Consider the following 24595-nt stretch of genomic DNA (forward strand, 5'->3'; position numbering starts at 1 on the left):
TTCCTTATTCTTTTTAAATAAAAAATGTAAAGTATGCAAAACATTCCTAGTGTAGACTTACGTGATTTCCTTTCGGACGACCCGAAACGTAAACAAAAATTTGTAAATGAAATCGGCAGTGCATTTGAAAATATTGGCTTCGTAGCCCTAAAAGGTCATTTTCTTGATGATCAATTAGTAGACGAACTTTATGGCGAGATTAGAAATTTTTTCGCTTTGCCAGTAGAAACCAAGCATAATTATGAAATTCCCGGAATTGGCGGTCAAAGAGGTTATGTTTCTTTTGGAAAAGAACATGCTAAAGGACGTAAAGAGGGAGATTTAAAAGAGTTTTGGCATTTTGGACAGTATGTTGATAAAGATTCAAAATACGCTTCAGAATACCCTGAAAATGTTGAAGTAAAAGAGTTGCCGCGTTTTAATATCGTAGGTAAAGAAGCGTATCAAATGCTTGAAAAAACAGGTATTTATGTATTAAGAGCTCTTGCTTTGCATTTAGGTTTGGATGAGTTTTATTTTGATCAGTATGCAAAAGAAGGAAACTCTATTTTGAGACCAATACATTATCCGCCAATTACTTCTGAGCCGGAAAACGCAATTCGTGCTGCTGCTCATGGTGATATTAACCTGATTACCTTATTAATGGGTGCGCAGGGAAAAGGTTTACAGGTTCAAAATCATAATGGTGAATGGATCGATGCAATTGCAGAAGATGATGAATTGGTCATTAATGTTGGTGATATGTTGTCAAGACATACCAATAATAAACTAAAATCGACTATACATCAGGTAGTTAATCCGCCAAGAGAATTATGGGGAACCTCTCGTTATTCAGTTCCGTTTTTTATGCATCCCGTAAGCGATATGCGTCTGGATTGTTTAGAAAACTGTATTGATGCCGAGAATCCTAAAAAATTCGAAGATATAACTGCAGGAGATTATTTATATGAACGTTTAGTAGACTTAGGTCTGATAAAAAAATAAACGTAAATTAAATTTTAAATCTCTCCCGATAGTTCGGGATATAAATTCCAAATTCCAATCCTAACTTTGGAATTTGGAATTTAATTTTTACAAACTATATTTATTGGAATTTATTTTTTAGAATAAACATTTATGGACTTACAAGATCAATTAAAAAATTTATTTCCGGATCATGTCGAATCAAACGAACCAGAAGAAGTTCAGGATCAAGAACATGTACTTTATGTTCAGAAAGAACCAATGATTTGCAAATTCGAAAAACGAAAAGGAAAAGCTACCACTATAATTGAAGGTTATGAAGGAAGCGATGAAGATTTTAAAATTCTGGCTAAAGAAATTAAAACAAAACTAAGCGTTGGCGGAACTTTTAAAGACGATGCAATCATTATTCAAGGTGATTATCGCGATAAAATTATGGCAATTTTAAAAGAAAAAGGATTTAAAACAAAACGTGTTGGAGGCTGATAATTTTAGATTTCTGATTTTAGATTTTAGATTGAAAAATGATTAAAGAATTAAAGATTAAAAAAACCTTAGAACCTTGGCGCCTTTGCCACTTTGAACCTTAAAGAAAAAAAATGATACAAAATTCAGAATTAATACTTAACCCGGACGGAAGTGTTTATCACTTAAACCTTCTTCCTGAACATATTGCACACGATATAATTTTTGTTGGAGATCAAAACAGAGTAGAGAAAATCACGCAGTTTTTTGATTCAATTCAATATTCGACTCAAAAAAGAGAATTTAAAACACAAACCGGAATCTATAAAGGAAAGCGCATTTCGGTAATGTCAACAGGAATTGGTCCTGATAATATTGATATTGTCCTGAACGAATTAGACGCTTTGGTTAATATCGATTTAAAAACGCGTGAACCAAAAGAAACGCTGACTTCTTTAAATATTATCAGAATTGGAACTTCGGGTTCGCTACAAGCGGATATTCCTGTGGATAGTTTTGTAATGTCAAAATTTGGACTTGGATTAGACAATATGCTTCGCTCCTATTTAATCGACGAAGTTTCAAATCCGGCTATTGAAGATGCTTTTGTAATGCATACCAATTGGGATATTCGCAAAGGAAGACCTTACGCAATTCCGTGTTCTGAAAAACTGGAAAAAATAATCGAATCTGATAAAATTTTCAAGGGAATTACCGCTACAGCCGGAGGATTTTACGGTCCGCAAGGGCGTGTTTTACGTTTAAATATTCAGGACGAGGAATTGAATAATAAAATGGATAATTTTAATTTTAATGACAACCGAATCACGAATTTAGAAATGGAAACGGCTGCTATTTACGGGCTTTCGGCTCTTTTAGGTCATAATGCTTTATCATTAAATGCGATTATTGCCAATCGCGCAACCGGAACTTTTAGCGATGATCCGTATAAAGCTGTTGATGAATTGATTACTTATACATTGAATAAACTGGCGGCTAAATAAATTAATTAGTCAATTAGATAATTAGATAATTCATGCAGGACGCGATTCTTAAATTTGAAAAAATACTGGCTGAAAACATTGACTATTTTACAACATTAAAGAGTGAAATTTTAGAAGCCAAAATACCAGGAAAATGGTCTAAAAAAGAAATTATCGGACATTTAGTCGATTCGGCAATTCATAATCTGGTTCGGTTTACAGAAATTAATTATCTGGAAAAACCTTATCGTCACAGACCATATAATCAAATAGATTTAGTAAATTTAAATCAATATCAAACAATGGATATTATTGATTTAACACAGCTTTGGTTTTCGATTAACAGTCAAATTATCAGGGTGATGAAGTCTGTTGATGAAAAGGTTTTGGATTATAAAATTATTCTAAGTGATGAATCTGTGATCGATTTAAGGTTTTTAATGACAGATTATGTAGAACATTTAGAGCATCATATCAATCAATTGAGGTCTTGAATTAGATAATTAGTCAATTTGAGAATTAGATAATTAGGAAAATGATTGAATTATTACAACATTAAATAATGGCAGAAACACATAAAAAAATACTATTTAAGTATTACAGCACATATCTTGAAGAAGTAGTTTCAGAAACTATGTGGGCAGAAATTATAGATTTGGAAAAAGGATTTTATAAATTGGACAATATCCCGTTTTTTGGACCTTTGATTGCAACAGATGATATTTTTCGCGCAGAATACGATGAAAACGAAAAGTGTTTAATACATAAAGAAACATTAGAAAATTCGGGAAACTCGATTATTCAGATTTTGATTCTTGAAGAAGGTTTTGACAGAGAAATTATCAGAGATAAATTTAAATCAATCAATTGTATTTCAGAAGGTTTAAACGAAACTTTTCTTGCGGTTGAAATTTTAAAAGAAGTAGATTATGCAATTGTAAAAAATCTTCTGGACGAATACGAAACACATTCTGTAATAGAATATGCCGAGCCGTGTTTATCAGAAAAACACAGAACAGATTTATTAAAAAATTAAGCTTAAACGACAAACAAACTTATAATACGCATACCAAACAAACTTAAACTTAAACTAATGAAAACTGTAAAAATTGTAGGTGTTCCCGAACACTTCAATTTGCCATGGCGTATATGCATCGAAAATGGCGAATTTGAAGCTGAAAACATTGATTTACAATGGACTAATATTCCGGAAGGAACCGGAAAAATGTGTCAGATGCTTCGTGACGGAGAAGCTGATATTGCGGTTATTTTAACAGAAGGAATTGTAAAAGATATTATTGCCGGAAACCCAAGCAAAATTGTTCAGATTTATGTGCAATCGCCTTTAATTTGGGGAATTCACGTAGGCGCAAAATCTGATTTTCAAACTATAAATGACCTTAAAAATAAAAAAGTCGCGATTTCGAGACGTGGTTCAGGATCAGAATTGATGGCTTATGTAAATGCAAATAATCAAGGTTGGGAAACCGATAATTTGCAGTTTGAAATCATAAATACGATTGATGGCGCTGTTGAAGCTTTGACAAACGGAACTGCCGATTATTTTATGTGGGAACATTTTATGACAAAACCTCTTGTCGATCAGGGAATTTTCAGGCGTGTTGGCGACTGCCCTACTCCATGGCCGTCTTTTGTAATTACGGTTCGCGACGAATTTCTGAAAAAAAATCCAAAAGCGGTAGAAAAAATTCTCGAAGTCATCAATAAAACAACGCATGATTTTGCGCAGATTCCGGATATTGACAAAACGCTGGCTGAACTTTTTAACCAGCAGCTTGAAGATATTCAGGAATGGCTGAAACTAACACAATGGTCACAAAAACATTTAAGTGAAAAAGCATTCGATAAAATTCAAAATCAATTATTTGATCTGGGAATTATTGATAAAAAAAGTACTTTTGTTGAAACTGTAAAAGCGCTGTAAATTACTGCTTTTGATACTTATGATAAAATTTCCTAAAATTGACTTTCCGCAATTAAAATCCAGATTACAGGTGAAATCACCCTGGGACAGGATTATTATTAGCGTTTTAAGTCTTTTGATAACGATACCTATTTTTATCATTCTGCATCAAAACCTTATCGATTTAAAATGGCCGTTTAATCTCGATCGTGTCTTTATTTTTCTGTTTGTTTTTGTTGCTATTTTCTTTCTGCTCATGCTTTTACGGACGATTATAATAGTTTGTATCGCGATTTATATATTGGTTTTAATTTACGGAAGTGTCATTGGAAATTATGGTTTTAATGAAATTTCTGAAGATTATAATTCGATGATTTACACCATGTCAGATAATCCGTTTCCGCAGGATATTATTGTGGCAAAACTGCTTCCGTTTCCCAATAAATCAAAGATTATAAATGCAATTGAATATCAAAATCCCAAAGTTCGAAATTTTGCGATTATGGCGACTTCAAAACATTTTAAAGGCATAAAAGGCTATTCTGATTACAGAACTACAATTCAGTGTTTTGCTGTGTTTAAAGAGATTAACAGCCGATGGAATTATGTAAACGATCCAAAAGAAGGTGATTATATTGCAACTGCCAGCGAATCATTAGAATATTTTTCAGGAGATTGTGACGATCATTCCATTTTAATGGCGGCGGCGATTCGTTCTATTGGCGGAACTCCGCGATTAATTCACACCAAAGGACATATTTACCCTGAAATACTAATTGGTTCCTTAATTGACTTGGAAAAAGTCAATTATTTAATAAAAAATGTACTTTTTCCTAAAGAAAGTTACAAGCAAAAACTGCATTACCATATTGACGAACGCGGTCAGGTTTGGTTAAATCTTGATTATACTGCCAAATATCCCGGCGGACCTTTTATGTATGAGGAGATTTTGGGGGCGTTAACGCTTAATTAAGGTTCTTTCTGAGTTACTAAGTTACTAAGGTGCTAAGGTTTTGAGGTTCAAAGGGACAAAGGTTTTTTGTAGAGTGCATTGCTGCGTGTCTGGTTTGTAGGTTTAATCGCTTTATTTTTTGTAAATATTTGGTTTTTAGATTTTTAATTAAAAATATTTTCGTAATTTTCTGTGGTCTAACTTTAATCACAAAATCATGAAAAAATCTAACTTATTTATCTTTGGGATTGCATTATTGGCTATATTAATTGTGTCATGCAAAGGGCGCGGCAAACTGGTAAATTCCTGGAAAGTTACCTCTGTTGAAGCAAAAATACCTCTTTCTGACTCTTTAAAAAATGAAATTTTAGCTAATGGAACTCTAACTTTTACACAAGACGGACATGTAACCGGATTTTTGCAGAGAGAAATAACGGATGGCACTTATGCACTTACAAAAGGTGGAAAAAGTTTAGTAATTAAAGATGAAACAGGAACACCATATCCTTGTGAAAGTACTATTACAGATGACAAATTAATTTTGGATAGTAAGGAAATGAAAATTACACTAAACAAGATTTAAGTTTATAAAAACACTTTAATAAAATATATAAATCTCCTTAAAGCTACTGTTTTAGGGAGTTTTTTTTTAGCCTTTTAGAATTTTAAAAGCATATTCTTTGTAACTCGCTCCAATAGGAATTTCTATATTTCCAAACTCCACATCATAAGCCGTAAACGCTGTAATATTTTTTAAGTTGATGATAAACGAACGGTGAATTCTGAGGAAATTTTTCCCCTGCAATTCGATTTCAATATCGCTGATTTTGTATTTTACGGTTAGTTTAAAATTTTCCTTTTGATGTATTACGATATAATCTTTAACGCTTTCGATATACAAAATCGAATCAATATTGATTTTATTAAACTTAGCACCATTTTTAAGATAAATAAAATCTTCCTGCAGCGGCGTGATAATCTTATTGTTTACGGGCGCACTTATACGCAAATAGCGATCTGTAGCTTTAAAAAACCGATCGAAAGTAATTGGTTTTAAAAGATAATCTATAATATCGAGCTCGTAACTTTCTAAAGCATATTCGCGATATGCGGTTGTAAAAATAACTGCCGGCGGATTTTTTAATGTTTTTAAAAAGTCGATTCCTGTAATCTGAGGCATTTTAATATCCAGAAACAAAAGATCTACAGGAGTTGTTCGCAATACTTCTGCGGCTTTTAAAGCGTTTGGGCAAGTGCCAACAACTTCAAAATAATCTAATTTGCTAATATGATTTTGCAATAAGCTTATGGCTAAAGGCTCATCATCGACCAATAAACATTTTATCTTCATTTTTAGCTTAATTTATTCGTTTACAAGGTTTATTTTTAAATGAGCAGTAAAATCTTTTTCTGTTTTAACAATATCAAAAGTATAATGATCAGGATAAATTTTATCTAGTTGCTGCATGATATTATTCAGTCCGATTTTTCCACTTTCTGGTTGAATATCAAATTGATTGATGCTGTTTTTGATAGTAAATTCAAAATTATTTTCGATTAGTTTCAGGTCAATTTCAATAATTGGCGAAATTCCTGTATCCTCGCCTGCTCCATGTTTAAAAGCATTTTCGACTAACGAAAGGAGAATTAATGGCGCAATTACGCCATTATGATCTACAGCGTGATTAAAAACAACACTCAATCGTTCGTCGTAGCGTAATTTTTCGAGAGAAATATAATTATCTATTAACGTAATTTCCTGCGAAATTGGCACATACATACTGCTGCATCGGTACAAAACACAATCCAGGATTTCAGATAAAACCGCAATCGATTTTGACGTAATTGGCGAATTGATAATAGAAAGCGAATATATATTATTGAGCGTATTAAACAGAAAATGAGGGTTTAACTGCGCTTTTAAGATTTTTAATTCCGTTTCGGCTTTTTGTTTTTCCAGTAATAAAGCCTTTTTCTGAATTACGTATTGATCTTTTATCAATTTTATAAAAACAAAAAACATTGATAATGAAAAGATATGCAAAAAATAAGATCCAAACAAAGTTGGTAAATCCGTTAAGATTTCGCTAATAGATTCCTGCTCAAAAGGTTTTGGGCGAACAAAAGGCTCTAAAACATAGATCATTACTATTCTGGCCAATATTGAAATCAAATACGATATTACAATAAATTCAATCCAGACCAATACGTGTTTTTGAGGCGCCATTAAACGGGGTAAAATTCTATAGGCTAAAAAATAAGCCGACGTCATGGAACATATCTCGTAATATAAGGTGTAAAATATATCAACCCGCAATTCCTGAGGATCTGAAGATGTATTTTTACTAAAAAACATAACAAAGATACATATCCAAAAAATGATATGTGCGCTCAGTCTGTGAGCTGTAGAAAATTTTAATAGTTTTTCGAATGGTGTCATAGAATTCAAATTTACTATTTATTTTTAAAGACAAAAACGTTGTCGACAAACACGCCAAAAAAAGGCATCAACAAGTAAAAAACGTGCATAAATGGGTTTTATATCAAATATTTGACTGTTTGTAGTTGATAACCGCTAGTGTGGCATGTTCCTATTTTTTGAATGGAGATAAAGCTGAGTTTTGCTTAAAATTTAAAACCAATCAAAAAATGAAACAGTTTGCATTATTAATCGCTTTGCTTTTCGGATTTACCGTTATGGCACAATCAAATCAATTTACGATCAAAGGAAAAATAACGGATTCGAAAACCAAACAGCCGTTGCCTTATGTTACGATTATGTTGTCTTCATCTGAAACGAAAAAAGAAATTTCTTCGGATGCTGATGGAAATTATATGGTAAAAATCATCTCAGGAAACTATCAATTAAAAGTTCAATTCATGGGATATAAAACGCATACAATCAACAATATTCAGTTGAATAAAGATGTAATAAAAGATATTACTCTCGAAGAAAATATCAATGAATTAAATGAAGTAAATGTGGTTGCCGAAAAATCGGCTGTAGAATTAAAAATCGATAAAAAGGTATTTAACGTTGGCAAAGATATTTTGTCACGCGGAGGATCTGCCAATGATATTTTAAACAATGTTCCGTCTGTAAATGTTGATGTTGCGGGCGTAATCAGCCTTAGAGGAAACAATAGCGTAACGGTTTTAATAAACGGAAAACCATCGATGTTGACCGCCAATAATGGTTTGGCACAAATTTCATCTGCCAATGTCGAACGTGTTGAAGTAATCACAAATCCATCTGCGGCGTATGAAGCGCAAGGCGGTGCAGGGATTATCAATATTATCCTGAAAAAGAATAGTATGCAGGGATTTAACGGTTCGCTGCAGGCAAGTATTGGAACTCCTGCAAACCATAATTTAAACGCAAATGTGAGCTATAAAACAGAAAAAGTAAATCTTTTTTCGAATATTGGATATCGTTATTTTGACATTTATGCGTCGGAAAAACAATTTCAGATGAATACCAATAATGGCGTTACAACCATTTTAAATCAATACGACAATACGAAACGAAACAATAGTGTTTATAATATGTATGTGGGCGGAGATTATTATATCAACGAAAAAAACACGCTGACAGGAAGCTATTATCGAAGCAAAAATGACAATAATTATAAAACAAACTACAGTTATAATTATGCAAATGCCGGAAACGTAACGGATAGTATTATTTCGGGATTTGAAAACTACAAAGAGCCGCAATATTACAATGCCTTAGAATTAAATTATGTAAAAACATTTGATAAAAAAGAGAAAAAATGGACTACAAGCCTGCAATACGATTTTTGGAACGATGATGAAAATCAATATATTGACCAACAAAAATTGTATCCTTTTGAAGCTGCTGTGTCGAATTTATATACAAAAGATATTGAAAGCAGTAATGACATTTTTATAAAGTCTGATTTTGTAAACCCCATAAACGAAAAATCTAAAATAGAAATGGGCGTTAGAAGCGATTTAAGAGCGCTTCGCAGTGATTATTATACCATTCTCGATGATGTACAGCAAGAACAGTTTACGAATAAACTTAAATATGATGAAAACCTGTATAGTGCTTATTTTCAGTTTTCGAGCAAGATTAAAAAATTTAATTATCAATTGGGTTTAAGATCTGAATTATCAAATATTAATATCGCCGATACGAAGAACACTTTTAATAACAGTAAAAATTATATCAATCTATTTCCAACGGTTCATTTGGTTTATAATTTAACCGAAAAAACAGATTTGCAATTAAGCTACAGCAAACGAATCAACAGACCAAGATTTTGGCAATTGAACCCGTTTTCAGGACTTTCGGACTTGCGAAATCTTACGGTTGGAAATCCGGATTTAAACCCAATGTTTACCAATTCTTTTGAGTTTACGGTATTGGCAAAACCGGGAAAATTTAGCATAAATCCTGCTGTTTATTACCAACATACAACCAATTACTTCGAGTATATTGTAAAGCGCACTGCTGAAAATTATTTTATAAGTACACCGGTAAATTTAGATACAGAAGATCGTTATGGCGCCGAACTTTCTGCAACTTACAACCCGGTAAACTGGCTGCGATTATCGCTTGATTTTAATTATTACAAATTTAAACAGCAGGGTAATTATGAAGATGTGGCTTATAATGCAGAAGATCAAACTTGGTTATCGAATTTTCGTTCTGTAATTAAGTTTCCTAAAATTGTTTCGGGCGAATTTAGTTTTAGATATCGTGGAAAAAGTCAGGGCGTTCAAACGCTTAAAGAACCACAATACAGCGCAAATTTGGGTTTAAACAGAGATTTTTTTGAAGATAAAATGTCTGTAACCTTAAATATCAATAATTTATTTAATTCGCAGATTACAAAAACAAAAACGGTAACCGAAGATTATTATCTTGAATCTGAGCTTAAATCGCAGGGACGATACTTAAATCTGACTGTAATTTATCGTTTTAACCGCAAAAAAAATGAAGCCGACAGATTGCCCGACGGAATGTAATGTAAATTTAATGCAATTGTAAAATTTAGATTTCGAAAAAATAGTACCTTGTTGTCTTTTAATAAAAACTCAAATTGTAATGCTTCAAATTGTTGAAATAAGGAAAAATTACATTCCGGATTTGCAAAGGATTTTTCTTGAAGTTCGCCAAAAAACTTTTTATTGGGTAGATACAGAAAATTACAATCTAACTGATTTTGAGCATGAAACAGAAGGTGAATTTGTACTTATTGCTCTTTTTGATGAAAAAGTTGCAGGATTTATTTCTCTTTGGCTGCGGGATAATTTCATTCATCATTTATATATCGATGAAGAATATCAGCATAAAAACATTGGAACAAAATTACTTGAAGAAGCAGTTAAAATCATGAATTCGCCAATTACGCTAAAATGTCTTATAAAAAACACGAATGCAATTGCCTTTTACAGAAAAAATGGTTTTGCAGCAATAGAAAAAGGTAATTCTAATCACGGCGAATATATTTTGTTTGCGCTTGCAAAATAGTTTTTACTGCTGACATACGGTTGTCATACGACCAAATTAACTTTGTTGATAAATATAAAAGTCATGCAACAAGATAAAGAAACTTTTTATCCAAAAAACCAAAAGGATTGGAGAGATTGGTTAGAAAAAAACCACGACTCAAAACAATCCATTTGGCTTGTTTGTTATAAAAAACAAGCCAATAAACCCACAATTGCCTGGAGCGATGCTGTCGACGAAGCGCTTTGTTTTGGCTGGATTGACAGCACCAGAAAATCGATTGGCGATAATACTTTTATTCAGTTTTTTACGCGAAGAAAACCCAATAGCGTTTGGTCTAAAATAAATAAAGCAAAAATTGAGCGTTTAATTAGCGATGGATTAATGCAAAAAGCGGGTTACGACTGCATCGAAAAAGCAAAAGAAAATGGTTCGTGGACTATTCTCGATGAAGTTGAAGAATTAACAATTGCGGAAGATCTTGAAAAAGAATTTGAAGTCAATCCCGGCTCAAAAGAGTATTTTATGAGTTTAAGCAAATCAGTTAAAAAAGCTATTTTGCAATGGCTCGTTCTTGCAAAACGCCCAGAAACCAGACAAAAAAGAATTACTGAAATTGCTGCACTTGCGGCTCAAAAACGAAAACCAAAACAGTTTTAAATTATTAATTCTGTAACGTTTTTATAAAATAGTTTACTAATAAATTAGTGTTTCATCTAAATAAGTAAACTTTATGGAAAAAATTTCAAGACGTTCTTTTGTTAATAAATTTGGCGTTGGCGTTGGCGCTTCGGTTGTTATGACTTCGCTTCCCTCCTTTTTAACTTTGACGGAAAATCAGCCTGAAATTTATACGGGCAAAAAAATAAACATCGCTCTTTGCGGATTAGGAAATTATGCCGGTTTATTGGCGCAAGGACTTCAGGTTTCTGAATATTGCAAGCTTGCCGGAATCGTTACCGGAACACCATCAAAAGCCGAAGCGTGGAAAAAACAATATAATATTCCCGAAAAAAACATCTACAACTATCAAAATTTTGATGAAATAATTCATAATAAAGATATCGATTTGGTTTACGTTGTTGTGCCAAACGGCTTGCATAAAGAATTTGTTATTCGCGCTGCAAAAGCCGGAAAACATGTCATTACTGAAAAACCAATGGCGGTTTCTGTAAAAGACTGCGAAGAAATGATTAAAGCCTGCAACGATGCAAATGTGCAATTGGCAATTGGTTATCGTTTGCATTTTGAACCTTATCATTTAGAAATTAAACGTTTAGGACAAAATAAAGTTTTTGGGCAAGTTCGTTTTATCGAAGCTTCGTTGGGTTATAAAACCTACGATACGACAAGTAAAGCTAAAGTTGATAAAAATGACCGCAGCGAATGGCGATTGACAAAAGCATTATCCGGCGGCGGTCCGTTAATGGATTTGGGAATTTATTGTATTCAAAGCGCGCGTTATGTTTTAGGCGAAGAACCAATTGCTGTTACAGCTCAATTTGGAACTGTAAATGACAAAGACAGATTTTCTGAAACGGAAGAAAGTATCAGTTGGCAAATGGAATTTCCGAGTGGCGCGGTTGCCAATTGCAATACGTCCTGCGGTTTTTATATTGACCGGTTTTACGCCACTGCAGATGAAGGTTTTTTCGAATTGAGTCCAGCGTTGAGTTACGGACCGTTTACAGGGAAAACTTCAGAAAAAGAATTAAAATTTCCTGTTATAAATCAACAGAAAACACAGCTTGATGAAATTTGTAAAGTATTGATTGAAAACAAAAAATTACCAAGCCACATTACGGGTGAAGAAGGTAAAAAAGACATCAAAATAATTAATGCGATTTATAAAGCTGCTGAACAAGGAAAGCGAGTTGTATTACAATAATATAAAGCGTTTTAGCCGTACTTTAATCTGTATTTTCGTTTAAACAAAAAATTCAATTATAAATTTTCAAATCAGCAAACCACGATCGCTACAATCAAAATGAAAAAAATCTTAACCGTATTTATTTGCCTTTGCCTTAATACTATCACTTTTGCACAAACTAAAAAAACCGAAATTTATGTGATTGGAGTTGTTCACGATAAATCAAAAATTCTGGATCCTGACAAATTATTTGAAATTTTGAACACCATTAAACCTGATATTCTTTTGCAGGAAAACGACAGCCAGCAAATAAAGGAATATTTTGATGAAATCAGACCAAATTCAAACGAACAAACCGCTACAATTTTATATCTTAAAAAATATCCCAATACATTAAACCTGCCGTTTGAGTTTGAAGGAAGAAATGATTACAGAAAAAAGAATGGCATGGTTCCTACGGATAATTTAACGATAAAAGCTTTAGACAGTTTGTATCAAAATAATAAATTAAACGCTCAGGAAAGTGCGATTTATAAAAAATATGCCGACGCAAATATCCAGCTTAGAGCCTATACAACCAGAGAATTTAAAGACATGAATTCGAAAGTTTTTGACAGCATCAATAAAAACAGGCAATATATACAGCATAAAGAATTGCCAAAAATTACGGCTAATAATGACTATTTTAAAAATAAATTTGTTGTAAAACCAAATGGCGAAAAAATTTCACTTAGTGAAGGATACCAATTATGGTGCAACTTCTGGGATTTAAGAAATAATTCGATGGCAATAAATATTATCAAACAAGCCAATAATTATCCAGGAAAAAGAATTGTTGTATTAACCGGAGTTCAGCATCGATATTACCTTAAAGAATTGCTTGCCAAATATTATGACGGAAGTTATACGGTTTTAGATTTTTTTTAAATTTATTGCGTTAAAAATTAGACGCAACATATTAATATAGTTTGTTTTAGCGTTTATAACAACAGCATTTTCATGTAATTAATTTTAATATGATAAAAAAAACACTTTTATTGATTGTTATATTTTCGGGCTTTAATGCGGTATTATCTGCGCAAAATAAAGCCGCTGTTTTAAAATTAAATCATCCCGTAAATGATTTGATTATCAAGAAAAACGAAGAACAAAGCTTCAATTTCAATCTGAAAAAAGATACTTACTATTCGATTATTGCAACACAGCAAGGCATTGATTTGGTAGTTGCTTTAAAAGATAAAGCCGGAAAAACAATTCAGGAAGTAGATTCGCCAAATGGAATGTTTGGTCCTGAAAAAATAGTTTTCTCACCAGAGAATTCAGATGTATTTTCGATTTCTGTAAAACCATTAAATGAAGATTCAAATGCGCAGGAAGGAAAATATTCGATTGTATTTGAAGAAATTTCAAAAACCCTTAAAAAACTAAGCTATAAAGCACTTATTCAGGATTTTGATATACTGCAAAACGCATATTACGAAACCCATATTGGGCTTTGGTACAATACCAGAACGCAATTTGACAGCATTTGTAATATTCAAAAAAGTAAAATAAAAGATAAAATGAATGCTTTGGATTTTTACAGAATCCTGGCGCCCGTTGTTGCTTTTACAAAAGAAGGACATTGCAATATCAAGCTTTCAGATGAAATTGCTACGTATTTTAAACAAAGCGGTACTTACCTGCCCTTTTGTGTCAAAATAATAGATAAAAAAGTATATCTGCTCAATGACATAGAAAATAATAAAACAAAAGGTTTTCAGATTTCTAAAATAAACGGAGAAAATATCGACGAAATTGTAAACAAGTTTTTAAGTATTGAACCTGCTGACGGCTTTAATATTACAAGCAAATATCGATGGATTGAAAAAGCTTTTTCAAGATATTATACGCGTTATTATGATGTAAATAAAGTGTTTAACATCGAATTAATTAATCCTGTCGACAATCAGAAAATAGTTTTGAATGCTCTTGCAACATATAATTACAAAGACTTTAATAAACTGTATAACAGTATTATAGAAACAATCCCGAATTATGATTTTAAAGAATCGGCAACATTTTCGATTGATGAAAAAACAAGTACAGCGACATTAACGGTAAACACGTTTAATCTGAATAATTTTAAAGATAAAAGAAAAGGATTTCAGGATTTTCTGGCTCAAAATTTCAAAACTATTTCAGAACAAAAAATAAAACATTTAATTATTGATATTCGAAAAAATGAAGGCGGTGAACAAGGTATGGAAGATCATTTACTATCTTATTTGATCAATCAGGAATATGCCAAGTATAAGTATGTAGAAATTCCGGGGTTCACCTACTCATTTATCGATTATACCGATTATAAAGACCAGAAAGATGGTTTGGTTAAAGAACTAAAAGAGGATTTTTACCGTACAAATGATGGTAGATTTTTAAATCAAGAAGGTCATTATGTGGGAGAAAAACCAAATCCGAATAATTTTAAAGGAGATATTTACATATTAATCAGCGGATTAACATTTTCAGGCGGATCTGAATTTGCGGCATTGGCAAAAAACTATACAAACGCAGCCTTTATTGGCGAAGAAACCGGCGGTGGTTATTACGGAAATTCAAGCGGAAGCTTTTTAAAATTCACACTTCCAAACTCAAAAATTACAGGCAGAATTCCGTTATGTAAATTTGTTATTGCCGATAAAAACTATGAAATTCCCTTTGGTCACGGCATAATTCCTGATTATTCTGTACAGCCCACAATTGAAGATTATCTAAAAGGCAATGATCCGGAAATGAACTATGTGAAAAAATTAATTTTGAATAAAACAAAATAACCTCCAAAATAAATGATTTTGGAGGTTTTGGAATGAGGAAAAAACTTACTTAAAACCTACTCATTCAATTAGCAGCTTAAATTACCTAAGACTCTTAAATCTAATTAAGCTGTTACGTTTAAATCCTTAATTTTCAAAGGATTGATTTTTATAATGTTCGCAAAAGTGCCAGAATTGCAATTTCCATTTTTTTGTAATCCTTTCTTATTTTTTCTGTTATTTCACTATTTCGGTCACCCGAAAGACTCATTGTAATAAATCTTTTCGATAATCCGTACTTTTCTTTGATACGATTCAGGATTTCTTTGTTGTAAGTATTCTTCTTTTTCGTTTCTTTGTCCATTGCTTCGTTTGTTCCTGTTGTAAGAACAAATGTATAAACAATAGTTTGATTAAGCAATTAAAAAGTAAACTATTTCCTATATTTTTATGAAAGCCATTGAAAGATTTTACCAATACCTTGACAATAAAGGTATTAAGCCAGCGCCATTTGAAATAGTCTCAGGACTCTCTAACGGCTACTTAGGCACGCAATTAAAACGAAGAGGAAATCTTGGAGAAGAGATTCTAAACAAGATAATAGACAATTGTCTAGATCTTAATCCTGTTTGGCTTCTTACAGGAAAAGAAACCATGCTTAAAACGAATCCTTACTTACAAAATTCGGATATAAATGTTTTAAATGATGAGCGTGCAGAATTTCTTAAATCGAAACCAAACGAAACAAATAAACAGCTCGTTCCACTCTATGATATAAAAGCATTAACATCTGCCGAAATATTATTTAAGGACGAAAACACCGAAAATTCAATTGGTCAAATAACAATTCCCAATTTGCCAAAATGTGATGGTGCCATTTATGTCAGCAGCGATAGCATGTATCCCCTTTTAAAATCGGGAGATATTGTATTATACAAAAAAGTTGCCACTACAATCGAGAATATTTATTGGGGTGAAATGTATCTTGTATCCTTAATAAATGATGGTGAAGATGAATTTGTGTTGCTAAAATGGATTTATAAATCAGAGAAAGGCGATGATTTTATAACGCTTTCTTCAGAAAACAAACATCACCAATCTAAAGACATCCACATTAATGCTATTAAAGGTCTGGCATTAATTAAAGCCAGCATCCGAATAAATTCAATGTATTAATGGCTTAAAGCGAAAGTTTTCAACAACTTACAAAAAAAACATTAAACTGTATTTTTAAATATTTTTATAAAAATATTTTGTGCAGTCAGATAACTGCATTATATTTGCAGTCAAATAACTGCGCAATGGAAATTAGAAGAGACGTATTTCAGGCAATTGCTGATCCTACACGAAGAGCAATATTAAGTTTGGTCGCCATACAAGCTATGACGCCCGGCGCTATTGCAGAGAACTTTGATTCGTCGAGACAAACGATATCAAAACACATTCAGATATTAACTGAATGCGAATTACTGAGCCAAACGCAAACAGGCAGGGAAATCTATTATCATTTAAACCCTCAAAAAATGAAAGAAATAGACCAGTTTATCGAACCATTTCGCAAAATGTGGGATGATCGTTTTAACAAACTTGAAACAATTATGAAAAACTATCAACCAAAAAAGTAATTATGGAACAAAAAACAAAAATTGACGCTCAGGAAGGTAAACAGGAATTAGTAATTACGAGAGAATTCGATTTGCCTTTAGAATTACTTTTTAAAGCGTATGAAGATCCTGAAATTGTAGCGCAATGGATGGGAACAAAAGTGCTTAAACTTGAGAATAAAAAACATGGCGGTTATCAATTTGAAACTTCTGATGCCAACGGAAACGTGGCTTTTAAGGCAAACGGAACTATTCATGAATTTAGTTTGAATGAAAGAATCATCAGAACTTTTGAAATGGAAAATTCTCCTTTTGCAGTTCAGCTTGAATTTCTGGAATTTGAAAAACTTACCGACGAAACAAGTAAACTAACTATGCAAATTGTTTACAAAAGTATAGAATTACGAGATCAAATGTTGAAATTACCATTTGCTCAAGGATTAAATATGGCGCATAACAGATTGCAGGATGTGGTGAGGAAGTTAGTTTAGACTTTCAGTCTCGGTTTACAGTTTACAGTCTCAGTTTACAGTCTCAGTTTACAGTCTCAGTTTACAGTCTCAGTTTACAGTTTACAGTTTACAATTCACAGTTTACAATTCACAGTTTTCAGGTTGTTACGCTGAGCCAAGTCAAAGCGCGTTTTTTACATTTGTAAACTATATTCCCGAAATATTTAAAAAATCATATACAAACAATTTAAAATTATAAATCATGACAAAAAGAAATAAAATTATTTATTGGATTGCAACACTTTGGCTTGCATTAGGAATGACATCAACGGGAATTGTACAGGTAATAAAATTAAAGGAAGAAGCTGATATGATGAAGCATTTGGGATATCCGCTTTATTTTTTGACGATTCTTGGTATTTGGAAAATTTTGGGTGTTATCGCAATTCTAATACCTAAATTTCCGTTATTAAAAGAATGGACTTATGCCGGTTTCTTTTTTGCCATGACCGGAGCTATTTTTTCTCATTTGGCTTGCGGAGATGAAGCTATAGCGCTTTTTGGACCAACATTATTACTTGTTTTAACAATAGTTTCTTGGTATTTTAGACCTGCTGAGAGAAAAGTTTCCAGTTTCAGTTCTTAGTTTTCAGACTTTCACGCAGATTTTAAAAAAATTTAAGCAGATGCACACAGATTATCTAAATTTTATCTGCTAAAATCTGCTGAATCTGCGTGAAATATTTTTCTTAATTTTAATATTTACAAAAAGATCTAACCTTGTCACGCTGAACGAAGTCGAAGCGCAACCTGAAACCTGAAACCTGAAACCTGAAACCTGAAACCTGAAACTTGAAACCTGAAACTTGAAACTTGAAACTTTTTTCAACATGAACTTAAATTCAAAAGAAATACTCGCACAGCTAAAAAGTTTGAGCAACGAAAAAATGATAATTCATAATAAAAAATTTGGCGCCGGAGATAATCAGTTTGGCGTTAAAATGGGTGATATTCGGGCCTTGGCAAAGAAAATAAAAACCAATCATGAACTCGCACTGGAACTTTGGAACACAGAAAATGTCGATGCCAGATTTTTAGCTATTTTAATTATTGATCCTAAAAAACTATCTCACGACGAAATAAACAGACTGGTAAAATCTGAAAATTTCCGCACGTTGCAGACTGGCTGTATACAAATGTTATCAAAGTATTTCCTGATCATGAAAGTTTGCGCAAAGAATGGATGCAATCATCTGATATTATGCAGGCTCGTGCCGGCTGGAGCTTAACAAGCGGCGCCGTAGTTAGAAATCCTGATATTCTGGACTTCCCTGCACTTTTGGATCGAATCGAAGCTGAAATGTCAAAAGCAGCTCCTGAAGTGCAATGGACAATGAATAATACGCTGGCAAATATCGGAATTAATCATCCTGAGTATCGTGAACGCGCACTTCGCATTGGTGAAAAATTAGGCATTTACAAAGATTATCCCGTTTCTAAAGGCTGTACCTCGCCTTTTGCTCCAATTTGGATAAATGAAATGGTAAGAAGACAGAAATAAAATTGTTTCAGGTTTAAAGTTATGAGTTTCACGTTTCAAGTTTCAAGTTGTCACGCTGAATGGTCTCGAAAATTTTGGAAAAAACGTTTTTTTTACATTTGTAAACTTGAAACATGAAACCTGAAACATGAAACCTGAACTTTAACCCTGAAACTTTTTTTAATTCACAATCAAATAATTAAAATATGAAAAATACGTTAGCAGCAGAAGCATCTGAAGCATTACTTAAAGTACTTAGAAAACGTTTTGAAGATAATATGAACCGTCACAAAGGTTTAGATTGGGACAAAATTCAGGCAAAACTAGAAGCAAATCCGCAAAAACTTTGGTCGCTTGATGAAATGGAAAGAACTGAAGGTGAACCCGATGTTGTAGGTTACGACAACAAAACCGACGAATATATTTTTTACGATTGTTCGACAGAAAGCCCAAAAGGACGCAGAAGTATCTGTTACGACCATGAAGCGCTCGAAAAACGAAAAGAGCACAAACCAAATGACAGCGCCATAAATATGGCTGCCAATATGGGAATTGAAATTTTAACAGAAGAAGAATACAAAGAACTTCAAAAACTGGGGAAATTTGATGCCAAAACATCAAGCTGGATTGCAACGCCCGCAGAAATTAGAAAACTTGGCGGTGCAATATTTTCAGATTTCAGGTATAATACCGTTTTTGTGTATCACAATGGTGCAGATTCTTATTATGCGGCCAGAGGATTTCGCGGTTCATTGCGAGTTTAAGTTATTTGAAGCTATAACAATAAAAACTCCATTAAAAATAATGGAGTTTTTATTTAATCGTTGTCTTTTTTATCTTTTAGAATTTTCCCTTCTTTGGTAAATTCTAAATCAATTTTATTCGTTAAATCTACATCCAGATCTTTGTGTCCGTAGTCAATATGCGTAATTTTTCGTTTGGATGATTTTTTGCCACATAATCTTTTACCGATTGTGGAATAAAAGTGGTTGGAATTGGTTTATCACCGCCGTCAACTTCGCGATATGAACCGTCTTTCCAAAATTCGACTTCGGTTCCGTCTTTTAATTTTACTTCGTAGCCTTTTTCGCCATGTTCGGCATCTTTTTTAGCAACGTCTACACTTGTATTGCTAAAATATTTTTTCAAAAATTCCTGTGCCGGTTGTGGCAATTCAGAGACTTCTATTTTCTTTTGGGCGTTTGCCGATATTACAAATCCTAATAATAATGCGGCTGATAAAACTCTTATTTTCATGATTTTACGTATTAAAATTTATTTTAATTACTAATTTACAATAAGTTAAAAAACATTCAAATTGCTTTAAGAAAATTTTAGTTTTATTGAACCTCCGCTCCTGCAAGGTTTTCAAAACCTTTTTGGTGTTTTCATTTATGTAGTAACAATTGTTGATGCTGAAATCATACCTACAAGGTTTTGAAAACCTTGCAGGAAAAAATGTAAATACTTTTTTTTGCCAAATGACAAATTCTGTAAAAATAACTTTGATTAACTTGCAGCTATGAAAGAATTTATAGACTACATACTACAATTTGGCAGTTTAAACGAACACCAAATTGAGCTAATCTCAAAAAAAGCAACTGAACTAGAGCTTCAAAAAGACGACTATTTTTCTGAAGCAGGAAAAATTTCAAATCAGGTTGGTTTTGTTTTAGAAGGAATTGTTCGGGTTTGTTATTACAATAATAAAGGCGAAGAAATTACTAAATATTTCATCGACGAAAATAATCTGGTGGTTGATTTGGAGAGTTTTGAAACTGAAACTCCTTCAACTGCTTATGTTCAGGCTACAACAGATTGTAAAATTCTTATTTTTTCGAGAAAGAACTGGAGGGAACTTTCAGACACCATTATTGGCTGGGATGCTATTGTACATAAGCTTATTTCGAAAGCATTGCGTCAAAAAGTAGAAAGGCGAAGCCCGTTAGTTTCAGAAGATGCCACTACCCGATATTTGATGTTTTTAGAGATTTATCCGAATATTGTGAATCGTGTTCCACTTTCGTATGTGGCTTCGTATTTAGGAATTACACAATCATCTTTAAGCCGAATTAGAAAAAATATCCGCTAAAGTTGCTTTTTGTCATTTGGCAAATGATTCTATTTTAAAACGAAAGAAATTTGCGGTATTAATTTAAAAATAAGAAAAATGAAAATAGTTTTAATTACCGGAGCAAACAGAAGTATTGGATTGGAAACAACCAAACAACTTTCTAAAAAGGGATTATTTGTATATTTAGGTACGCGTGATCTTGAAAAAGGCAAAGCCGTTGTTAAAGAATTAAATGAAAACGGATATGAAAATATCAAAGCCATTGAAATAGATGTTACCAAACCGGACTCGATTTTGGCTGCAAAAAACACAATTGAAAACGAGCAGGGAAAATTAGATATTTTGATAAATAATGCCGGAATTAGCGGTGAACTTCCTCAAAGTGCTTTAAATACGGCTGTAAAAGACATTCAGAATGTTTTTGATACTAACTTTTTTGGTGTAATCAGTGTAACGCAGGCATTTATAGAATTACTTAAAAAATCAGATAGTCCAATAATAAGCAATATCACTTCGGGACTTGGGTCTTTAACGCTGCACAGCGATCCTAACTGGAAATATTACAATTTTAAAGCGACAAGTTATGTCACTTCAAAAGCTGCTTTAAACGCTTATACCATTACTTTGTCTTTTGAATTAAAGGATTTAGGATTTAAAGTAAACGCAATCGATCCGGGTTATACCGCAACAGATTTTAATCATCATTCTGGTCCTGGAACTGTTGAAAGTGCAGCAGCTTTTGTAATCAAACATACTTTAACGGACGAAAACGGACCTACAGGAAAATTTTTCAGTAATGATATTGAAGATGAAACTGAGGTAAGTCCTTGGTAGGAAGATTATAATTTTAAAAACAAAAGGGATATCTCATTGAGATATCCCTTTTTGATTTCTGAACTATTTAGTTACTTTAACAGTTTTTCAATAGTTTCATTTTCTTGTAATTGGGCATGATTCAAAGCTGTTTTTCCAAAACGATCTGTAATTTTTGTATCCGCTTTAGCGTCAAGCAACAGTTGTATTATTTCGGTATGACCAAATGTGGCAGCAAAAATAAGTGCCGTTGCATTGTTTGCATTTACTTGGTTTACATCTGTTCCTTTCTTTATTAAAAGAGCGGCAAGGTTTGTATATCCTTTAAAAGCGGCTCCCATTAAGGCAGTGTTTCCGGCAGAATCTCCTGTATTAATATCTACATTTGCATTCAATAAAAACTGAACAGCTTCGGGATTATTGTTATAAACAGCAATTATAAGTGGTGTAAAACCTCGGGAATCGGCTTTGTTTAAATCTACTCCGGCGTTTTTAAAACCGGCGAGTTCTGAGATATTATTATTGCGTGCAGCCGAAACCGGATCCTGCGCAAAAACATTCCCTGAAAATACCAGCAAACAAGAAAAGATAAATAGTTTCATACTCTAGCTTTTTAATAATTTTGTAACATCTTCACGGCTTAATTTCAGTTCTTTTGCAAGACGTGAACCGTATTCAGAATCTGCTTCGTAGAAATACGAAACCATTTTTGCTACCACTTTCTGATCTTTTACTTGTTTCAATGCGCCTGATAAATTGCTAATTAAAGCATCTTTGTCTTTTTTGCTAAAAGAACGATATAATTGTCCTGCTTGTACAAAATCACTTGGCTTCGAAATTCTAGCTTGTCTGGTTTCTACTTCTGGAAATTCTGCTTTTACATATTTAAATTTAGGAGAATCAACAACTTTTGGTTTCGAAGATGATGGCTGATAATTTACTTCTCCGCTTTGTTTTTTAATACTCATAAAACCATCCTGATTATAAGATGTTACGGTGTTTTTTGGAGCATTTACCGGAAGCTGTAAAAAGTTTCCGCCTAAACGATAACGCTGTGTATCAGGATAAGAGAATAAACGCCCTTGCAGTAATTTATCTTCACTTGGTTCAATACCGGGAACAAGAGTTCCGGGTGAAAAAGCGGCTTGTTCTACTTCCTGAAAAAAGTTTTCGGCATTACGGTTTAATGTCATTGTACCCACAAGTACTGGTTTTGCAACGCTTTCAGACCATGTTTTGGTTGGATCTACAGCATTATAATATAATGCCTTGAAATCTTCTTTTTTCAACATTTGAACATATAAATCCCATTTTGGAAATTTACCGTCATTAATAGAATTGTACAAATCCAGTGAAGCATGTTCTATTTGTGTACTCTGAATTTTGTTGGCTTCATCTTGCGAAAGATTGCGTTCGCCTTGTTGTGATTTCCAGGTATATTTTACATACGTTACTTCTTCTTTATCATTTATCCATTTAAAAGCATGAACTCCTGAACCGTTCATTTCTCTATAGTTTGCAGGTATTCCAAAGTCTGAAAATAACCATGTCAGCATGTGTGTAGATTCCGGAATATTGGCAAAAAAGTCAAATACACGTTTTGGATCTGATGCTCCGTTTGTTACCGGCGATGGTTTAAAAGCATGAACCATGTCCGGGAATTTTATAGCATCACGAATAAAGAAAACCGGAAGATTGTTTCCTACTAAATCATAATTTCCCTGTTCTGTATAAAATTTCACTGCAAAACCACGCGGATCACGATAGGTTTCCGGTGATCCTTTTGGATGTACAACGGTTGAAAATCGTACGAAAAGAGGTGTTTTTTTTCCTGCCTATGCTAAGAAACCTGCTTTTGTTACATCTGAAAAATCTGCTGCAGCAACAAATTCTCCGTAAGCTCCGGCGCCACGCGGGTGAACGACTCTTTCCGGAATACGTTCTCTGTCGAAAGCGGCTAATTTTTCGATAAGATGAATATCTTCAAGCAAAACTTGTCCGTTATTGCCAATTGTTTTCGAATTTTGATTGTCACCAACAACAGAACCTGTGTTTGTAGTAAGTGCCTGCGCAAAAGAAGATGTTGCTGCCATCATTAATCCTGCTAAAAATGCTACTCTTTTGATCATAGTATTTAAATTAAAAGTTAATCCTCAAAAATAGCTTTGGTTATTAAGGTTTTCCTATCAATACAATCGTTATTGCTTATTGTATTATAAGAAAATTCTGCTTTTAATTAAATAAAAAGGTAAGAACTTGATTATGATATAGATCGGATATAATAAATCAAAAAAATTAAATTTAACTGAGGTAATTTTAACTACCAATAATTTTTTTTCTGTGTTCCATTCCCCAATCTGTCAGGTTATTAATTATAGTTTGAAGCGTTTTGCCGTGATCTGTAAGTTCATATTGAACCGTGATGGGCTGCGTATCGAGAACTGTTCTTTTTATCAATTGATTTACTTCTAGTTCTTTCAATTCCTTACTCAGCATTTTGTTTGAAATTCCCACAACATCATTCAAAATGTCTGAGAATCTTCTTTTGTTATAATAACAAACAGACGAAATAATCGAGATTTTCCATTTGCCGCTTAGCACGTCCATGGAGTCCTGGACTGCCATCATCTCCTTTTTGTGTAGTTCTTTTTCAAGTGGTTTACATTCCATAATGTTACTTT

Annotated in this window: 29 protein-coding genes and 1 pseudogene; 23 read left to right on the forward strand and 7 right to left on the reverse strand. The window is 33.0% G+C overall.

Going from position 1 to position 24595, the window contains the following annotated elements; all coding sequences use genetic code 11:
* The first annotated feature begins 33 nt into the window (after positions 1-33).
* From OLM54_RS05880 to OLM54_RS05915, 8 genes are all read left to right on the forward strand, one after another.
* Positions 34-984, forward strand: a complete 951-nt coding sequence (locus OLM54_RS05880; protein ID WP_264537664.1) for an isopenicillin N synthase family dioxygenase — start codon at positions 34-36, stop codon at positions 982-984.
* A gap of 132 nt (positions 985-1116) precedes the next feature.
* Complete coding sequence (locus tag OLM54_RS05885; RefSeq protein ID WP_264537665.1) at positions 1117-1449, forward strand: translation initiation factor; 333 nt, start codon at positions 1117-1119, stop codon at positions 1447-1449.
* Positions 1450-1562: 113 nt separating this feature from the next.
* On the forward strand, positions 1563-2432 hold the full coding sequence (locus OLM54_RS05890; protein ID WP_264537666.1) for a nucleoside phosphorylase: 870 nt from the start codon (positions 1563-1565) through the stop codon (positions 2430-2432).
* A gap of 32 nt (positions 2433-2464) precedes the next feature.
* The gene (locus tag OLM54_RS05895) at positions 2465-2905 is read left to right on the forward strand and encodes a DinB family protein (protein ID WP_264537667.1); all 441 of its coding nucleotides are present in this window, start codon (positions 2465-2467) and stop codon (positions 2903-2905) included.
* Positions 2906-2973: 68 nt separating this feature from the next.
* On the forward strand, positions 2974-3447 hold the full coding sequence (locus OLM54_RS05900) for a DUF4265 domain-containing protein (RefSeq protein ID WP_264537668.1): 474 nt from the start codon (positions 2974-2976) through the stop codon (positions 3445-3447).
* A gap of 57 nt (positions 3448-3504) precedes the next feature.
* On the forward strand, positions 3505-4356 hold the full coding sequence (locus OLM54_RS05905; protein ID WP_264537669.1) for a substrate-binding domain-containing protein: 852 nt from the start codon (positions 3505-3507) through the stop codon (positions 4354-4356).
* A 19-nt stretch (positions 4357-4375) separates the two neighbouring features.
* Positions 4376-5308: a transglutaminase gene (locus OLM54_RS05910; RefSeq protein WP_264537670.1), complete on the forward strand. Its 933-nt coding sequence runs from the start codon at positions 4376-4378 to the stop codon at positions 5306-5308.
* 196 nt (positions 5309-5504) lie between these two features.
* Entirely contained in the window at positions 5505-5870 is a 366-nt protein-coding gene (locus tag OLM54_RS05915; protein ID WP_264537671.1) for a hypothetical protein, read from the forward strand.
* Between the two features lie 66 nt (positions 5871-5936).
* Here the strand turns inward: OLM54_RS05915 and OLM54_RS05920 are convergent, their stop codons facing one another.
* Entirely contained in the window at positions 5937-6638 is a 702-nt protein-coding gene (locus OLM54_RS05920; protein ID WP_264537672.1) for a LytR/AlgR family response regulator transcription factor, read from the reverse strand.
* Between the two features lie 12 nt (positions 6639-6650).
* The gene (locus OLM54_RS05925; RefSeq protein ID WP_264537673.1) at positions 6651-7727 is read right to left on the reverse strand and encodes a sensor histidine kinase; all 1077 of its coding nucleotides are present in this window, start codon (positions 7725-7727) and stop codon (positions 6651-6653) included.
* Positions 7728-7936: 209 nt separating this feature from the next.
* Here OLM54_RS05925 and OLM54_RS05930 point away from each other — a divergent pair, with 209 nt between their 5' ends.
* The 6 genes from OLM54_RS05930 (at position 7937) to OLM54_RS05955 (ending at position 15452) form a co-directional block, all read left to right on the forward strand.
* Entirely contained in the window at positions 7937-10282 is a 2346-nt protein-coding gene (locus OLM54_RS05930; RefSeq protein ID WP_264537674.1) for a TonB-dependent receptor domain-containing protein, read from the forward strand.
* A gap of 79 nt (positions 10283-10361) precedes the next feature.
* Positions 10362-10787, forward strand: a complete 426-nt coding sequence (locus OLM54_RS05935) for a GNAT family N-acetyltransferase (protein ID WP_264537675.1) — start codon at positions 10362-10364, stop codon at positions 10785-10787.
* Between the two features lie 63 nt (positions 10788-10850).
* A complete protein-coding gene (locus OLM54_RS05940) occupies positions 10851-11426 on the forward strand; it encodes a YdeI/OmpD-associated family protein (protein WP_264537676.1) in 576 nt (191 codons plus the stop codon).
* Positions 11427-11499: 73 nt separating this feature from the next.
* A complete protein-coding gene (locus OLM54_RS05945) occupies positions 11500-12654 on the forward strand; it encodes a Gfo/Idh/MocA family protein (protein ID WP_264537677.1) in 1155 nt (384 codons plus the stop codon).
* Positions 12655-12753: 99 nt separating this feature from the next.
* The gene (locus tag OLM54_RS05950) at positions 12754-13563 is read left to right on the forward strand and encodes a hypothetical protein (RefSeq protein ID WP_264537678.1); all 810 of its coding nucleotides are present in this window, start codon (positions 12754-12756) and stop codon (positions 13561-13563) included.
* Positions 13564-13652: 89 nt separating this feature from the next.
* Positions 13653-15452 carry a S41 family peptidase gene (locus OLM54_RS05955; RefSeq protein ID WP_264537679.1) on the forward strand — a complete coding sequence of 600 codons (1800 nt, stop codon included), beginning with the start codon at positions 13653-13655 and terminating at the stop codon, positions 15450-15452.
* A gap of 148 nt (positions 15453-15600) precedes the next feature.
* Here OLM54_RS05955 and OLM54_RS05960 read toward each other — a convergent pair whose 3' ends face one another.
* Entirely contained in the window at positions 15601-15852 is a 252-nt protein-coding gene (locus OLM54_RS05960) for a hypothetical protein (RefSeq protein ID WP_264537680.1), read from the reverse strand.
* Positions 15853-15881: 29 nt separating this feature from the next.
* On the opposite strand from OLM54_RS05960, the gene OLM54_RS05965 reads away from it, so the two are divergent.
* The 7 genes from OLM54_RS05965 (at position 15882) to OLM54_RS05995 (ending at position 19791) form a co-directional block, all read left to right on the forward strand.
* Positions 15882-16607: a helix-turn-helix transcriptional regulator gene (locus OLM54_RS05965; RefSeq protein ID WP_264537681.1), complete on the forward strand. Its 726-nt coding sequence runs from the start codon at positions 15882-15884 to the stop codon at positions 16605-16607.
* A gap of 125 nt (positions 16608-16732) precedes the next feature.
* Positions 16733-17056 (forward strand): ArsR/SmtB family transcription factor, encoded by a 324-nt coding sequence (locus tag OLM54_RS05970; RefSeq protein WP_264537682.1) that lies wholly within the window; start codon positions 16733-16735, stop codon positions 17054-17056.
* Positions 17057-17058: 2 nt separating this feature from the next.
* Positions 17059-17526: an SRPBCC domain-containing protein gene (locus tag OLM54_RS05975; protein ID WP_264537683.1), complete on the forward strand. Its 468-nt coding sequence runs from the start codon at positions 17059-17061 to the stop codon at positions 17524-17526.
* A gap of 223 nt (positions 17527-17749) precedes the next feature.
* Positions 17750-18133 carry a DoxX family protein gene (locus tag OLM54_RS05980; protein ID WP_264537684.1) on the forward strand — a complete coding sequence of 128 codons (384 nt, stop codon included), beginning with the start codon at positions 17750-17752 and terminating at the stop codon, positions 18131-18133.
* A gap of 244 nt (positions 18134-18377) precedes the next feature.
* On the forward strand, positions 18378-18776 hold the full coding sequence (locus OLM54_RS05985) for a DNA alkylation repair protein (RefSeq protein WP_264537685.1): 399 nt from the start codon (positions 18378-18380) through the stop codon (positions 18774-18776).
* Positions 18716-19048 (forward strand): DNA alkylation repair protein, encoded by a 333-nt coding sequence (locus OLM54_RS05990; protein WP_264537686.1) that lies wholly within the window; start codon positions 18716-18718, stop codon positions 19046-19048. The genes OLM54_RS05985 and OLM54_RS05990 overlap by 61 nt, the downstream gene beginning before the upstream one ends.
* Before the next feature lie 185 nt (positions 19049-19233).
* On the forward strand, positions 19234-19791 hold the full coding sequence (locus OLM54_RS05995; protein ID WP_264537687.1) for a DUF4256 domain-containing protein: 558 nt from the start codon (positions 19234-19236) through the stop codon (positions 19789-19791).
* 127 nt (positions 19792-19918) lie between these two features.
* Here the strand turns inward: OLM54_RS05995 and OLM54_RS06000 are convergent, their stop codons facing one another.
* Entirely contained in the window at positions 19919-20284 is a 366-nt protein-coding gene (locus tag OLM54_RS06000) for a PepSY-like domain-containing protein (protein ID WP_264537688.1), read from the reverse strand.
* A gap of 265 nt (positions 20285-20549) precedes the next feature.
* On the opposite strand from OLM54_RS06000, the gene OLM54_RS06005 reads away from it, so the two are divergent.
* Positions 20550-21119: a Crp/Fnr family transcriptional regulator gene (locus OLM54_RS06005; protein ID WP_264537689.1), complete on the forward strand. Its 570-nt coding sequence runs from the start codon at positions 20550-20552 to the stop codon at positions 21117-21119.
* Between the two features lie 78 nt (positions 21120-21197).
* Positions 21198-21935, forward strand: a complete 738-nt coding sequence (locus OLM54_RS06010; RefSeq protein WP_264537690.1) for an SDR family NAD(P)-dependent oxidoreductase — start codon at positions 21198-21200, stop codon at positions 21933-21935.
* A gap of 71 nt (positions 21936-22006) precedes the next feature.
* Here the strand turns inward: OLM54_RS06010 and OLM54_RS06015 are convergent, their stop codons facing one another.
* From OLM54_RS06015 to OLM54_RS06025, 3 genes and pseudogenes are all read right to left on the reverse strand, one after another.
* Positions 22007-22516, reverse strand: a complete 510-nt coding sequence (locus tag OLM54_RS06015; RefSeq protein WP_264537691.1) for an ankyrin repeat domain-containing protein — start codon at positions 22514-22516, stop codon at positions 22007-22009.
* A 3-nt stretch (positions 22517-22519) separates the two neighbouring features.
* A pseudogene (locus tag OLM54_RS06020) lies at positions 22520-24043 on the reverse strand (catalase).
* 187 nt (positions 24044-24230) lie between these two features.
* Complete coding sequence (locus OLM54_RS06025; RefSeq protein ID WP_264537692.1) at positions 24231-24584, reverse strand: winged helix-turn-helix transcriptional regulator; 354 nt, start codon at positions 24582-24584, stop codon at positions 24231-24233.
* Between the last annotated feature and the right edge of the window lie 11 nt (positions 24585-24595).

It is taken from the genome of Flavobacterium sp. N1736 (genome assembly GCF_025947065.1).
Lineage (GTDB): Bacteria > Bacteroidota > Bacteroidia > Flavobacteriales > Flavobacteriaceae > Flavobacterium.

Excerpts from the sequence above, each read along its gene's own strand:
- OLM54_RS05900 (WP_264537668.1), top strand. The coding sequence starts at position 2,974 with ATGGCAGAAACACATAAAAAAATACTATTTAAGTATTACAGCACATAT.
- OLM54_RS05930 (WP_264537674.1), top strand. The coding sequence starts at position 7,937 with ATGAAACAGTTTGCATTATTAATCGCTTTGCTTTTCGGATTTACCGTT.
- OLM54_RS06025 (WP_264537692.1), bottom strand. The coding sequence starts at position 24,584 with ATGGAATGTAAACCACTTGAAAAAGAACTACACAAAAAGGAGATGATG.
- OLM54_RS06015 (WP_264537691.1), bottom strand. The coding sequence starts at position 22,516 with ATGAAACTATTTATCTTTTCTTGTTTGCTGGTATTTTCAGGGAATGTT.
- OLM54_RS05955 (WP_264537679.1), top strand. The coding sequence starts at position 13,653 with ATGATAAAAAAAACACTTTTATTGATTGTTATATTTTCGGGCTTTAAT.
- OLM54_RS05980 (WP_264537684.1), top strand. The coding sequence starts at position 17,750 with ATGACAAAAAGAAATAAAATTATTTATTGGATTGCAACACTTTGGCTT.
- OLM54_RS05970 (WP_264537682.1), top strand. The coding sequence starts at position 16,733 with ATGGAAATTAGAAGAGACGTATTTCAGGCAATTGCTGATCCTACACGA.
- OLM54_RS05905 (WP_264537669.1), top strand. The coding sequence starts at position 3,505 with ATGAAAACTGTAAAAATTGTAGGTGTTCCCGAACACTTCAATTTGCCA.
- OLM54_RS06010 (WP_264537690.1), top strand. The coding sequence starts at position 21,198 with ATGAAAATAGTTTTAATTACCGGAGCAAACAGAAGTATTGGATTGGAA.
- OLM54_RS05940 (WP_264537676.1), top strand. The coding sequence starts at position 10,851 with ATGCAACAAGATAAAGAAACTTTTTATCCAAAAAACCAAAAGGATTGG.
- OLM54_RS05915 (WP_264537671.1), top strand. The coding sequence starts at position 5,505 with ATGAAAAAATCTAACTTATTTATCTTTGGGATTGCATTATTGGCTATA.
- OLM54_RS05890 (WP_264537666.1), top strand. The coding sequence starts at position 1,563 with ATGATACAAAATTCAGAATTAATACTTAACCCGGACGGAAGTGTTTAT.
- OLM54_RS05885 (WP_264537665.1), top strand. The coding sequence starts at position 1,117 with ATGGACTTACAAGATCAATTAAAAAATTTATTTCCGGATCATGTCGAA.
- OLM54_RS05995 (WP_264537687.1), top strand. The coding sequence starts at position 19,234 with ATGAAAAATACGTTAGCAGCAGAAGCATCTGAAGCATTACTTAAAGTA.
- OLM54_RS05880 (WP_264537664.1), top strand. The coding sequence starts at position 34 with ATGCAAAACATTCCTAGTGTAGACTTACGTGATTTCCTTTCGGACGAC.
- OLM54_RS05975 (WP_264537683.1), top strand. The coding sequence starts at position 17,059 with ATGGAACAAAAAACAAAAATTGACGCTCAGGAAGGTAAACAGGAATTA.
- OLM54_RS05920 (WP_264537672.1), bottom strand. The coding sequence starts at position 6,638 with ATGAAGATAAAATGTTTATTGGTCGATGATGAGCCTTTAGCCATAAGC.
- OLM54_RS05925 (WP_264537673.1), bottom strand. The coding sequence starts at position 7,727 with ATGACACCATTCGAAAAACTATTAAAATTTTCTACAGCTCACAGACTG.
- OLM54_RS05935 (WP_264537675.1), top strand. The coding sequence starts at position 10,362 with ATGCTTCAAATTGTTGAAATAAGGAAAAATTACATTCCGGATTTGCAA.
- OLM54_RS05895 (WP_264537667.1), top strand. The coding sequence starts at position 2,465 with ATGCAGGACGCGATTCTTAAATTTGAAAAAATACTGGCTGAAAACATT.
- OLM54_RS05945 (WP_264537677.1), top strand. The coding sequence starts at position 11,500 with ATGGAAAAAATTTCAAGACGTTCTTTTGTTAATAAATTTGGCGTTGGC.
- OLM54_RS05965 (WP_264537681.1), top strand. The coding sequence starts at position 15,882 with ATGAAAGCCATTGAAAGATTTTACCAATACCTTGACAATAAAGGTATT.
- OLM54_RS05910 (WP_264537670.1), top strand. The coding sequence starts at position 4,376 with ATGATAAAATTTCCTAAAATTGACTTTCCGCAATTAAAATCCAGATTA.
- OLM54_RS05950 (WP_264537678.1), top strand. The coding sequence starts at position 12,754 with ATGAAAAAAATCTTAACCGTATTTATTTGCCTTTGCCTTAATACTATC.
- OLM54_RS06005 (WP_264537689.1), top strand. The coding sequence starts at position 20,550 with ATGAAAGAATTTATAGACTACATACTACAATTTGGCAGTTTAAACGAA.
- OLM54_RS06000 (WP_264537688.1), bottom strand. The coding sequence starts at position 20,284 with ATGAAAATAAGAGTTTTATCAGCCGCATTATTATTAGGATTTGTAATA.
- OLM54_RS05985 (WP_264537685.1), top strand. The coding sequence starts at position 18,378 with ATGAACTTAAATTCAAAAGAAATACTCGCACAGCTAAAAAGTTTGAGC.